This window comes from Hungatella sp. (assembly GCF_046966825.1).
In genome coordinates this window covers 1-13,145 of record NZ_JBKVCZ010000167.1, presented here as the reverse complement: position 1 = coordinate 13,145, position 13,145 = coordinate 1, and the positions used below count along the sequence as shown (strand labels likewise).

The 13,145-nt window shown below is 47.7% G+C and carries 12 protein-coding genes and 1 pseudogene; 11 read left to right on the top strand and 2 right to left on the bottom strand.

What is annotated here, in order from left to right:
* The 6 genes from ACLTD4_RS29910 to ACLTD4_RS29885 all read left to right on the top strand — a co-directional run.
* On the top strand, positions 1–972 hold a 972-nt coding region (locus ACLTD4_RS29910; RefSeq protein ID WP_412331789.1), incomplete at its 5' end, for a hypothetical protein.
* A gap of 66 nt (positions 973–1,038) precedes the next feature.
* Positions 1,039–1,398: a molecular chaperone Hsp90 gene (locus ACLTD4_RS29905; RefSeq protein ID WP_117620797.1), complete on the top strand. Its 360-nt coding sequence runs from the start codon at positions 1,039–1,041 to the stop codon at positions 1,396–1,398.
* Between the two features lie 95 nt (positions 1,399–1,493).
* Positions 1,494–2,993, top strand: a complete 1,500-nt coding sequence (locus tag ACLTD4_RS29900) for an RtcB family protein (RefSeq protein ID WP_117620686.1) — start codon at positions 1,494–1,496, stop codon at positions 2,991–2,993.
* Positions 2,994–3,085: 92 nt separating this feature from the next.
* A complete protein-coding gene (locus ACLTD4_RS29895; protein ID WP_055652780.1) occupies positions 3,086–3,709 on the top strand; it encodes a DUF4317 family protein in 624 nt (207 codons plus the stop codon).
* Positions 3,710–4,041: 332 nt separating this feature from the next.
* On the top strand, positions 4,042–4,302 hold the full coding sequence (locus ACLTD4_RS29890; protein ID WP_147342739.1) for a hypothetical protein: 261 nt from the start codon (positions 4,042–4,044) through the stop codon (positions 4,300–4,302).
* Positions 4,295–4,813 (top strand): response regulator, encoded by a 519-nt coding sequence (locus ACLTD4_RS29885; RefSeq protein ID WP_181988546.1) that lies wholly within the window; start codon positions 4,295–4,297, stop codon positions 4,811–4,813. Before ACLTD4_RS29890 ends, ACLTD4_RS29885 begins: the two co-directional genes overlap by 8 nt.
* Here the strand turns inward: ACLTD4_RS29885 and ACLTD4_RS29880 are convergent.
* Positions 4,784–5,560, bottom strand: a complete 777-nt coding sequence (locus tag ACLTD4_RS29880) for a LytTR family transcriptional regulator DNA-binding domain-containing protein (RefSeq protein ID WP_117620688.1) — start codon at positions 5,558–5,560, stop codon at positions 4,784–4,786. The two genes, ACLTD4_RS29885 and ACLTD4_RS29880, sit on opposite strands and share 30 nt — an antisense overlap.
* Positions 5,561–5,778: 218 nt before the next feature.
* Here ACLTD4_RS29880 and ACLTD4_RS29875 point away from each other — a divergent pair, with 218 nt between their 5' ends.
* From ACLTD4_RS29875 to ACLTD4_RS29855, 5 genes are all read left to right on the top strand, one after another.
* Positions 5,779–6,885, top strand: coding sequence for a hypothetical protein (locus ACLTD4_RS29875; protein ID WP_117620689.1), 1,107 nt, complete (start codon positions 5,779–5,781; stop codon positions 6,883–6,885).
* Between the two features lie 358 nt (positions 6,886–7,243).
* Entirely contained in the window at positions 7,244–7,999 is a 756-nt protein-coding gene (locus tag ACLTD4_RS29870; protein ID WP_117620690.1) for an ATP-binding protein, read from the top strand.
* Positions 8,000–8,045: 46 nt separating this feature from the next.
* The gene (locus tag ACLTD4_RS29865; RefSeq protein WP_002604058.1) at positions 8,046–9,098 is read left to right on the top strand and encodes a tyrosine-type recombinase/integrase; all 1,053 of its coding nucleotides are present in this window, start codon (positions 8,046–8,048) and stop codon (positions 9,096–9,098) included.
* A gap of 817 nt (positions 9,099–9,915) precedes the next feature.
* Positions 9,916–11,199, top strand: coding sequence for a GTPase HflX (hflX, locus tag ACLTD4_RS29860; protein WP_117620691.1), 1,284 nt, complete (start codon positions 9,916–9,918; stop codon positions 11,197–11,199).
* Positions 11,200–11,457: 258 nt separating this feature from the next.
* Positions 11,458–12,582 carry a hypothetical protein gene (locus ACLTD4_RS29855; protein WP_117620692.1) on the top strand — a complete coding sequence of 375 codons (1,125 nt, stop codon included), beginning with the start codon at positions 11,458–11,460 and terminating at the stop codon, positions 12,580–12,582.
* Between the two features lie 188 nt (positions 12,583–12,770).
* Here the strand turns inward: ACLTD4_RS29855 and ACLTD4_RS29850 are convergent.
* Positions 12,771–13,145: pseudogene (locus ACLTD4_RS29850) on the bottom strand (aldo/keto reductase); the annotation flags it as partial.

Here is a 13,145-nt window from a genome sequence, read left to right as displayed (position 1 = left end):
GGAGACAGGATCATCAGGGAACAGACGTTTGAGGCGCACTTAAATCCTTTGGGAAAGGTGACATTTGTCTCCTATGAACCGGAGGCAGGGGAGAATTCCACCGCAGATGCACGGTTCGAGCTGAAGGACGGCGATCGGACTGTCGCGGTTCTGGACGGCATATATAAGGATAATAACCGTGAAAAGGAACGGTTTCAAAAGGTGGAGGCGGTGTCCTTCCCCGACTATAACAGCGACGGTTTCAACGATATTATAATCATATGCAGCTATTTACCGATGTCCGGGACAGAGGCCGGCCGTTCCGAGGTGAGAATCTACAGCGGAAGTGAAAGCGGCGCATTTACCCTGGAAAAGGGGCTGTCGGAGGCAGCCGATTCTGCACTTGCAGAGAAGACGGTTCAATCCGTACTGGGATTTCTGGGAGCGGGAAAGAAGAATGAAGCGCCAGCCGGTTGGAAGCAGGCGTACATCGATTATCTTCAGGCCCAGGACGGAGAAGAGTGGGTTGGATATCAGCTGATCTATCTCAATGATGACGACATACCAGAGCTTGTAAAGATCGGAAACAGTGAGGCTGTGGGCTGTATGATTGCCGCTTACGCCGGCGGCTCTGTCGTTGATAACCAGCTGAACCGGCTGTATTTCAGCTATATTGAGAAGGGAAATCTTCTCTGCAATTCTGAGGGAAATATGGACAGCTACTATGACCTGGTATACACCATGACAGACGGTCAGTTATCGCCGGTTGCCAGCGGTTACTATGGGGCAAAGGACAATTCAAAGCTTGAATTCGACGAAAACGGGGATGTGGTCTACCAGTATGAATGGAACGGCACGCTGATGTCCCGTGAAGAATACAGCCAGGCCCTAAATGCAGTCTATGATACCTCGAAGGCCAGGGACGGGTATGCGTGGGAGCAGTATCTTTCCAGGGAGCAGGCTATTCAGAAAATCAGTGAAATGCAGCAGTGACATTGCAAAGATGGCATGACTATGGTAAAATATAGAAAAATTCTGTAAGAAAGAGAGGCGTCAATGATGGATAAAAACGTATTGGATTATGTTGTTGAGAAGACGAACGATTTAATGGGTGCACCGTCATGCAGCGGCGAGGCAAAGGCAGCGGCCCAGGCCTGGCTTGATGCGGTTGGAACTGACCGGGAAGCGGAAGAGACCAGGAAGTATGTGGAGGAACTGGAAGCGGATATTATGCCGATTGACGGCCTGATCGGTTTTGCAGAATCCGAGCACGGTGCTCAGGTCTTCGGTGCGGATAAGGCGAAGGCGGTTGCGGCTCATGCAAGAGAGATCAAAGCAGCCGGAGCAAAGTACTGTGATTGTCCGGCCTGTGCGGCCGCGGAGGCAATTCTGGATAAGAAGGAAACACTTCTGGGCTAGGAGAAACGAAGAAACGGAATACTTAACAGGGCATCGGTCAGTAATGGCCGGTGCCTTTTACCACATGAACAATACAGGTTTAGAAAGCGAATTGTATGGAGCTTAAATTAGAATTAGACAGCCAGTCCCGCGGCGTGTCTCTCTTCCTTCCGGAGGGAACGAAACCGGATAAAAAAGCCGTGGATGAGCTGAGAAGTATGATGCAGATGGAACGTACCGTGGAGCGCATGAAGGCGGAGGGAGGCTTTTTTGAGAATCCGGACAGCTCGGTGAGAAGGGCCGCTGTGACGCCGGATTTTCACAAGGGCGCAGGCATTCCCATCGGCACGGTGCTGATGACGGAGGGATTCGTGATTCCCCAGGCCATGGGCAATGATATTAACTGCGGGATGCGGCTGTATACCACGGATTTGAAGGTGGAAGAACTGGAGCGCAGGCTGTCCTCCCTGCTGCCGGAGGTCCGCCGTATCTTCTTTGAAGGCGGCCGCGGTATTGCCATGAATGGAATTCAGAGGGAAGCCATGCTGAAAAATGGCCTCACTGGCCTGCTTGAGACCTCAGGAGAGGCGGCGGGAAAAGGAATATGGAGGCTTTACAGCCGGGAAGAACAGGAAAAGGAGCTGGAGTACACCGCATTTCGCGGAAGCCTGAAGGCCGGCGACACGGAAGGACTGGGAGATTTTACCGGGGATCCCCATTCCCTGTCCTACGACGATCAGATCGGCTCTATAGGAGGCGGTAATCATTTCGTGGAAATGCAGCGCGTGGCAGAGATCTATGACGGGCAGACCGCCAACGCCTGGGGAATTAAGAAGGGCGCGGTCCTTATTATGATACATACCGGTTCTCTGACGATCGGCCATCAGAGCGGCAGGATCAACCAGATGATAACGAAGGGACTGTACCCGAAAGGCATTCCCCATCCGGACAATGGGATTTACCTTCTGCCGGAAAGAGGCGGAATGGACAGGGAATGGCGCCGTTTCCGCAATACGACCCGCAATGCCGCCAATTTTGGATTTGCCAACCGGCTGTTTCTGGGGCTGATGCTTCAGAATGCCGTTGAAAATACGGTGCGCGCCTTTGGGATGAAGCTTCTGTACGACTCGCCTCATAATTTTATCTGGGAGAGAGAGGCGGAAGGCCGGAAGTATTACATTCACAGAAAGGGCGCCTGTTCGGCCAGAGACATGGAAGAGATGGAGGGAACCCCCTTCGCCTATTACGGGGAACCGGTGATGATTCCGGGTTCCATGGGAAGCTCCAGCTATCTCCTCAGAGGTATGGGGAATCCGGATGCGCTGTGGAGTGCAAGCCATGGGGCGGGCCGAAGGCTGTCCAGAGGGGAAGCGATCCATGGCAGCGATGAGGAATTCCAGCAGTTTATGAAGAAATTTCACATTGTAACGCCCATCGATCCAAACAGGAGCGATTTGAAAGGGCGGAGCGATATCCTGAAGAAATGGGAGGAATCCATACGTTCTGAGGCTCCCTACGCTTATAAGGATATCGACCAGGTGGTAAAGGTCCATGAGGACCACGGTATGGCCGGCCTGGTGGCAAGAGTGGAGCCGTTGTTTACGGTAAAGGCATAAGGCAGATGACTGCGGCGGGGACAGGTTCGTGGATGCATATATGCAGATGAAGAAAGACGGCAGAAAGACATTGGAAAGGTAATAGACAGATTATGATAAACAGAGAAGATATGCTGGAACTGACAAGGCGTATGACCCTTGCAAGAACATCCTTCACGAGGATCGCGGGCTGTTATGTGGACAGGGACGGAGACTTTGAGGGGAGTTTCAATACGAATTTCCTGAAAATATCCGCGCCGGAGAGAACGAAAAAACTGAAGCTGGCAAAGGAAATCCCTTTTTCTGCGACAAATGTTAATCTGAAGAAGTACGAGTTTCCCCAGAGCATGCGAAAGCCGGGAAGTATGTGGCAGCTGCTTATGGCCATGAATGAGTGCGGCTTAAAGAACGATGCCCTGATGGACACATTTTACGACCTGGTCATGGAAAAATACCATAAAAATGCGGCATACGCGATTTTGGTCTTTCATGACCGGTACGATATCCCGGCAAAGGGATCTGACGGGGAACGGCAGTGGGAGTCGGAGGAAGTGTTTGAATATATGATCTGCGCCATCTGCCCGATGACCGGGGAATATGAGCCGGGAAAACCGGAATGCGGTTTCCTTTTCCCCGCGTTTACAGACAGGAGCGGAGATCAGAACCATATTAATATCTACCAGGCGGAGGCTGACCGGCCTCACAGGGAGCTGTTGGAGATATTGGGGTTGGGCTGAAGGCTGGAACTGCCTTTTTATGAAAATGGAAGCAGGTATGATAAGTGCCTGCTTTTTATGACTGTAAAAGCAGCCTTAGAGAAAGGCCGGGAGCTTAAAATATGGAATGGAATGAGAAAATGGAAAAGTGTCTTTTTGTCAAAAATTACCGGACAAAGCAATTCTGAAAAATGAAATCTGTTTTTTGAAAAGGTTGAGGGCTGGAAATGAAGTGATATCAAACAGATTGCATTTTCATGGTCATAGTGTTAAACTGAAATATAATAGTTGATATACATATGGACACTGTATTTACAGAAGAGATGTTCGACTGGGTAAGAGGAGGATTTATCGTGATAAAAAACTATGCAAATAAGGTTATGGATTACGAATATAATGCGTTTATGACCAGTATGAATGTCAGTGTCAGCAAGCATCTGTTGGATAAACATTTTACTGTACTGTGGGCAAACGATTACTTTTACAGTCTGATCGGTTATGAAAAGAGCGAGTATGAAGCTCTGTATCATAACCATGTGGATGAATATTACAAGGATGACCCGGATTCCATTAATACTAACAACCGCTTACGACATATCGGGCTGCATGGATGATGCCATACAGGCCGGAGTAAATGATTTTATCATCAAACCCGTATTCCGAACCAGCCTGATCTACAAGCTTAAGCGGTTTCTGGACCACGACCCGCAGGCGGCCGTTCCAGTTAGCACACAGATAAAGACTCATGTGGGAAAACGCGTTCTTCTGGTAGAGGATAACGCGATAAACCTGGAGATCGCGGAAGAGATCCTGGGGCGCACCGGGGTCGAGCTGGAGACGGCGTCAAATGGGAAAGAGGCTCTGGAGTGTGTCAGCCAATCCGCGGAGGGGTATTATGACATCATCTTCATGGATATCCAGATGCCGGTGATGGACGGCTGGACTGCATCGGTTAAAATAAGAGAGCTGGACCGGCAGGATGTCAGGACGATACCGATCATCGCGATGACTGCCAATGCGTTTGCAGATGACAGGCAGAAGACCACGGAATCCGGAATGAATGAACATTTGGCGAAACCGATTGATATCCCGCAGTTATATCAGATCCTGGACCGATTCCTGTAAAAAATGCTTTATACCCATGTAACGCTCTTTTCCGATCGGCAGCACCGTCCCGTTTGAGAGCGTTGCCTGATAGCGGGAGATATCCTGAAGGTAAGCGGTATTTACAAGATAACTTTTGTGTAACTGTATAAACGGAGGGGCTGCCAGTTCTTTTAAAGCGATGCGGCAGGAGATGGAACCGGTCCGGGTGACTATTTCGCATATGTTATTATCCACTTTTATGTATTGTATTTCTTTTGGCTGCAGATAGTGGATACTTCCGTTTAAGCTTCGAAGGATCAACCGTTTCGCTTCCTGTTTTTTCGAGATATTTTTTTCCTCTGGCGGCAGCTCGAAGATTTTCGACTGCGCGGTAACCTGCGGCATTGGTTTGGCGTGGTTGGCGTTGGCATGGAGCAGGAGAAGATCGTTCCCTGTTTGTTTCCAGACAAAGGTAAAATGAACCTTTGCCGCAAGCCCGCCTGTGTTCGCCGTGAACCGCCCATACGTGATCCACAGGTGCTGTTCATGGGACAGCAGCGTATATTCTTCTTCTGTGATATTAACGGGAAGCTCCTGCATCTCTGTTTTTACACTTTCCAGAAAGGCCGGAATTCCACACATATAAAGCGGCTCATAATCCCCAATCCATACAAAATTTTCATCCAATAGCGCAACGAAAGGATCAATCTGTTTTCTGATAAAAAGATGAATGGCTTCCCGTGTTTGTTCAACAACCTCCGGTGCTGTATAGCGGCGGTATTTCATTCTTTTTCCTCCTGAAGTATGGGTGTCTGCATTTCTATTATAATTCAGATTCGATGGCACCGCAACCCAATAATTCCTGTTTGCAACATATAATACCCGAATACAACAAAATATTGAAAACAGGGATAGGCTGCTGTATAATAGAATAAATCTAATGGATTACAGCTTTTTTGACCCAAAACGAGAGGAACTATATAACTGAAATCAGGAGGTATATTATGAGCGAAATTAATACGGCTAATGTTGGCAAAGAGACTCAGGTGGGCGCTTTTATTGTCCGGGGAGGTGCGTTAGATGTAGATTACTGTTACGACGATGAAAAGAAAGAGCTTGAGATATTGACGGAGATTCCGTTAATTATATCAAATAAAAAACCGGAGAAGGAAACTGGAACTGATATCATTATGAATCGGAATCAGGAGTATCATATTACCCTTGAGAACGTTAATCTGACAGACGAGACACATAGAGGCGGTGTGAGAATAAGGAATGGAAAAGCAGTCATTACCTTACGCGGCATCAATTTTATTCGTGGTGGCATTAATCTTACAAATGCAGAGTCGGCACAGCTGGAAATTACGAAGGAAAGCGGAGGCTTTACGCACGTATGTGGAATTGGTGGTACTTATAAGGAAATTCTGATCAACGGGGGCAATATCAAAGCGGTTGGCGGTGCATACGCTGCCGGGATCGGTGGAGGACTCCGCGAGGGTGCGGGAAATATTACGATCAATGGAGGAACACTGGAAGCCATCGGCACAGGCTGGGGCAATTCCAACGGCATCGGCTGCGGCCAGTGGGGGAGCGGCGGTACGATTACAATAAATGGCGGCCATGTCAGGGCATTCGGCGGCAGCACCGGCGGATCGAATCCACCCCTGCCGAAAGTATGCGGAATCGGCGGTGACAATGTCCATATTCTGGTTAACGGAGGCGTCGTTGAGGGGTATGGAAATAACGGCGGAAGCGATTTTGGCGGCATATTCAGAACCGCGCCAGATGGAAATGCAAGAGTGACGGGCAGTATCGAAGACACGCTCGACAAGGAAAACTGGAACGGCATCATCAATGACGAGGTGATGGGAAGAGTCATCCTGGGCGAGGATACATACATCGACAGACTGACTGTTGCTAAAGATGCCAAGCTGCTTATTCCGGGCGGGATGATCCTGGTAAATTATGGGACTCTTGTAAACTATGGGAGAATTACAGTGTGGGATAATCCTGGGATTCCATCGAAATCATGTATCTGCAACAAAGGGGAGATCAGAAACTCCGGAGTTATAGATGGGTGGAATGAAAATGGGAGTGTCCAGACAGTATAGCTGAGTGGGGGGCAAGAGGTTTAGAGTGTTTGATGAACTTGTTGCCCCTCTGATTTTGCATTAACCGCTTTTATCATAATTTCCCTAATATTCATTATACCCATAGAATATTTTTTCTGATTAACATACCGGGATCCTTGGGTGTATTTAGTAATAGCCAGCAGAAGTGGTGATGGCGATAGTGATTAAAAAGAGTTATAGATAGTGAAAAAATTATTTCCACGTATAGTTGAAAACCAATCCAAACCATGGTACGATAAAGAGAGCGATTTCCAACTATGCGCGAAACACTTCTTTAACGAATAGTTAGTGCTAAAAAGCGCCATTTTACATCAATTACATAAAGGAGCCATTTTACATGAAACTTCAACGGCTATACAGTCTCACCCGCCAGGCTATCGACTACTACCATCTGATTGAGGACGGCGACCATATCGCTGTCGGTATATCCGGCGGTAAAGACAGCCTCACTTTATTATATGCCTTACAGGGATTAAAACAATTTTATCCGAAGCAATTTGAATTATCCGCTATTACAGTAGATTTGGGCTTTGGAGATTTTGACTTATCTCCTGTTAAAGAACTCTGTGAGCGATTTTCAGTTCCTTATACGATAGTTTCTACGGAAATCGGAAAAATATTGTTCGACACACGCGAGGAATCCAATCCGTGCGCGCTCTGTGCAAAGCTACGTAAAGGCGCTTTAAATGAAGCGGCCATAAAGCTGGGCTGCAATAAAATTGCTTATGCGCATCATCGTGAGGATCTGATCGAAACCATGTTATTGTCATTAATTTATGAAGGCCGGTTTTACGCATTTTCTCCCAGTACGTATTTGGACCGTACCGGATTGACTGTGATTCGCCCAATGATTTACGTTAAGGAAGCCGATGTAATTGGCTTTAAGAACAAATACAATTTACCGGTATGTAAAAATCCGTGTCCAGTGGACGGCCATACAAAACGGGAATATGTTAAAAAAATAACGAAAACACTGGAACGGGAAAATCCGGGTGTAAAAGATCGTCTTTTCCATGCGATTGTCGATGGAAATATTGAAGGCTGGCCGGAAATTCTCAGCAAATCCACAACGGAAGTTATAAAAGAATCATGAATAAAAAATTATGAAGGAATCATGAACGAATCAGGAGGCATCAATCATGAGTACACTCTCCTACCATCAGCAGAGAGATATCGAGAATGTAAAACATTTAAGGGAACTGATCCGGGAACTTCCGCCCTTCTGCGCCGATTTCTTTCGTGGAATCGAGCCGCGCACCTCCTCCAGGACCAGAATTGCCTATGCGTATGATTTAAAAGTATTCTTCGATTTCCTTTTAAAGGAAAACCCTGTGATTGCGAAAATGGATATGAAAGACATCAGTCTGGACCATCTCGACAATTTAAAGCTTGTGGACATGGAAGAATATATGGAGTATTTGAAATACCGCTTTAACGATAAAAATCAGGAAGTCACCAATAAAGAACGCGGAATCATGCGAAAAATTTCTTCGCTGAAGAGCTTCTATAATTATTATTACCGGAATGAACGCCTTGTAAACAATCCGGCGGCGCTGGTACAGCTTCCCAAGCTTCACGAAAAAGAGATTATTCGTCTCGACGTGGACGAAGTAGCTCTTCTGCTGGACGAGGTAGAAAAGGGAGATGCGCTTACAGAGAAACAGAAAAGCTATCACGATAAGACGAAGCTGCGCGACCTGGCTCTGCTGACGCTGATGCTGGGGACTGGTATTCGTGTGTCGGAGTGCGTTGGCCTGGATATTGATGATATAGACTTTAAAAATGGCGGAATCCGCATTCACAGAAAAGGCGGAAAGGAAGTAACCGTTTATTTCGGCTCTGAGGTTGAAGACGCCCTTAACGATTATCTGGAAGAACGGAAAATGATCATTGCCGAGGAAGGCCACGAATCGGCCCTGTTCCTCTCTCTTCAGAGAAAGAGACTCGCCGTGCGCAGTGTGGAAAATCTGGTAAAAAAATACGCGCGGATCGTGACCCCTTTAAAGAAAATTACGCCGCATAAGCTGCGCAGCACCTATGGAACCAATCTGTATAAAGAGACAAATGACATCTATCTGGTCGCAGATGTGCTGGGACACGCCGACGTTAATACGACGAAGAAGCATTACGCGGCTCTTGAAGATGAACGCCGGCGCAGTGCACGGAATAAAGTACGGCTTCGTGAGGACTGAGATGTCCTTCATTTAAAAGAATCGATTGGAATTACAGTAATAATCAGGCCGCAGTGGAATATCCACCTGTGGCCTGATACTTATACAACCGTAGCTGCATATCCCTTCTGCATTTTTCCTTTTTCAACACACTGTATCACCCCATCTACGTAGAAGGGAATATTATCTTCACTCCCATTGAGAATGCGTCCCTTTACCTTTTCCCAGGCTTTGATGGAGACAGAAAAATCAGGAAGACCACATTTTCCCTGTATATGATAAAAAACACTTGACAGAATGATGCGAAGCCATTATGATCAAGCTAGGTAATTTCAGGAACAACAGAAAGAAAATTATAGAAATCAGAGGTCTGAGAGATTGTTTATTAGATTAAGATAGTAAAGACTGTTCGTTATAAGAGATCATGTATAAATTCCATGACGGCACGGTACCGTATCCATTCGCAGGTACGCTTGTTTTGCATGGTTTATTTATATATGTTTATAACCGGAACAGTTTTTTTGTGTCTTAGTCTGCCGATCCGGCATGGATACAATCTCTTTTTTTGTACCTGAAATTACCAATATCACGATTAGGAGGTACGCGATGATGTCAGGAATGATAGGCTTTTTTATTCGGTTACGATTCAAATGTGTGAATAACAGGATGATAACCCGTTTATAATCAGGCGGTTACAGCCGCGTACTGCACAGAGCCAAATCGATCCGGCTCGCTGCCCGCGGAAATAAATTTGCCGCCTGAAGCTGCGCCGCGCCCCTCTCCTTTCCTTTCCAGGACGGTGAGAAATGGGAACGGCAGCAAGGAGGCTGAACAATATATGAAACAACAGAATGAAACCATAAGACCCCGCGCTCTGCTGGCTGGGGTACATTTAAACCAAAACAATGATTTTGAAGTATCCATGAAAGAACTGCATAATCTGGTGAAGGCCTGCGATATGGATCCGGTGGCCAGAGTCGATCAGAATCTCTCCTGTATTAACGCCGCTTACTATATCGGCTCGGGAAAGGTTGGCGAGATCAGGGAAGCCGTGGAGACGCTCTGCGTGGACTATGTCATTTTCAACGATACCTTATCTCCCTCCCAGCTTAAAAATCTGCAGAGGGAGATCGATGTGCCGGTATGGGACCGGACCTACCTGATTCTGGAGATATTTTCACGGAGAGCCCGGACCAAAGAGGCTAAAATGCAGGTGGAATCGGCCAGACTTCAGTATATGCTGCCGAGACTTATGGGACTCAGAGACTCTCTGGGGCGCCAAGGCGGAGCCAGCGGTTCCTTGAGCAACAAGGGATCCGGTGAAAAGCAGATTGAGCTGGACCGGCGAAAAATCGAGGGGCGGATCAGCGAACTGAGGCGCGAACTGGAACGGATGGAGCAGGAACGCGAAGTCCAGAGAAGAAAACGGACCCAGGGAACGTATCCGCAGGCCGCGCTGGTCGGATATACCAACGCAGGCAAATCCACGCTGCTGAACAAACTGGTGGAACTGTCGAGCGGAAAAGAGGAAAAGATGGTTATGGCGAAGGATATGCTGTTTGCCACGCTGGACACCACTGTTCGAAAGATATCCTTAAGCGGCAGCCAGGATTTCCTGCTCTCCGATACGGTCGGTTTTATCAGCCGTCTTCCCCACAGCCTGGTCAAGGCGTTCCGCTCCACGCTGGATGAGATACGTTATGCGGATCTTCTGCTTCATGTAGTGGATTTTTCGGATGAGCATTACAAAGAACAGATAGAGGTAACAGAGGAAACACTGAAAGAACTGGGGGCCGGTGATATTCCAAGGATCTATATTATGAACAAGGCCGATTCCGTTATGGAGGAGGAAACGCTCCCTAAAATTTCGGATAACCGGATCTATATGTCGGCGAAATACGGCATCGGAATCCCGGAGCTGATGCGTATGATGGAGAAGATTCTCTTTTCTGAATACCAGGAGGCCCAGTTCCTGATCCCTTATGAGAACGGTAATGTGGTCCACTACTTAAACAGCCGCGCCATGGTTCACAGCCGGGAGTTTCAGGAAGATGGAGTCTGCCTGACAGTCAGCTGCCGGGAAGGCGACAGGGAGAAATATAAGCAGTATCTGACGAGATAAGTCTGCCTAAATAATTCGGGAAGGTTCGTGTCCTGATTATCCTGGGGCGTGGCATTCAGCTGCTATCCTGTGTCACTATGTACTGCTGGGGTGTATCGCTGTGGGCGGCGGCGCTGTGCTCTACACTTTGATTTACCTGGTATACATTCCGTCCAATCATACTACAACTGCTGCTTTTCTACTGCCATATAACTTGATGGTACCTGCCGATTATGATATACTTTAACTAATTAATAAATCAGAAAGGCGGGAAAAATTATGAAAAAGCTACTAAAATGGATTTTAACCACGGTAATGATGACCCTGCTCTGCGTTACGACCGCATTTGCACAGACGAAGGATCAATCTCCGCTGCGCCTTGGAGGAGGCATTTACGAATCGAGTGAAATCACTTGGAACCAGAACGGCTCCCAATGGACCTGTACGATCAACAGGACTGGAGAACTTTTGAAGAATCGCTGGCTTGCTGTATATGAAAAAAATGGAAAGTATGTCGAAGCCGAATGGTATCATTTCGATGAAAACGGCATCATGCAGACTGGCTGGTTCGAAGACGGCGGCTACACCTTTTATTTAAGGTCCAGCGGACGTATGGTCAAAGGCGAAGGCGTGGAAACCATAGACGGCCGCATGTATGTGTTCAGCTATCAGCATTACGTCCTGAAGAACAGGAATATCACGATCGACGGCAAGAACTATACCACTGATGAGAATGGCTGCGTCATCTCCGATATCGCGGATAAGACGCTTGAGAACCCCTACCCTTCCGGGCAGGATGATCAGGTCGCCTACTTGAATGCCTACCGGAAGCAAAAGGGCGTTTCCGATTTGGTCTACGACTCTGAATTGACCGGCGTTGCGAAAAAGGCCTACGATTTTGGCGATGGCGTTTCCCTATCCGTTGTCTATTCTCTGGCCTCCGCTACCGGACACAATATCCGCCATATCGCTTATATCCGTGCAACCGCCCACGAGGGAGGAAGCTACGTCTATTTGACGGAGGACGCTGTCGCAGCCGTACAGAATACGTGGTTTACGCGTGTAGGATACTATAAGAGCAACGGAACCATCATGATCATCATGGCAGCCTATGACCAGGAAGAAGCCATGCAGCTCTCTCCGGAAGAGGCTCAGGGTAAGTGGATCAACGAAAACGGCCGCTATAAATACAGGAGAATCGACGGTACCTTCGCTGCCAACTGCTGGGCAAAAACTCCATCAGATGGTAAGTGGTACCATTTCGATGAAAACGGGTTCATGGAGACGGGGTGGTTTCAGGATAATGACGGTAAGTGGTACTATCTCAGCACCGATACCGGGGAAATGGTGACAAACACCACCATTGACGGATATGTGATCGGCGCAGATGGTGTTATGCAGTAATGGGATTTGGTTCAATGCATCAAATTCTCCCTGTGATGTCCATATCACCACCAGTTCTTTATTCATTTAACAGGAAACTTACAAAATAGAGCTGTCCTGTTCCAGCAAAGTACCTGATGTGCAGAATCCGTGTAACCGGTCTGCGGTATCAGGTACTTTTATTCATTGGCTCAATCTGTTTTCTTTTACTAAATCACGGAGTTTCTGATATGTATCTTTGTCAGCCTCTCGATCTGCTGCATAATCTCCGGAATTCGAAGCTTATGGGGACACTGCTTTATGCAGGACATACTGGTACAGCTTCTGCAGGCCGCCGCGCTCTCTTCTATTCCCAGATCGAGCTTTCTGAGGGCCCAGTAATCCTTTCCCAGAAAAAAGTAGTGATACTGCCGGAAAACCGTATGAATTTCCGTTCCATGCGGGCAGGTACACCGCTGGCACCTGTCGCAGGAAATCGGCTCGTAACGCTTCCCCAGGACGGTGAGCACCCTTTGAAAATCGGGGCGTTCCGGGACCGTATCCCCGGCTGCGGCTGCGTTTACCTCTTCCACTGTCCCTAGTCC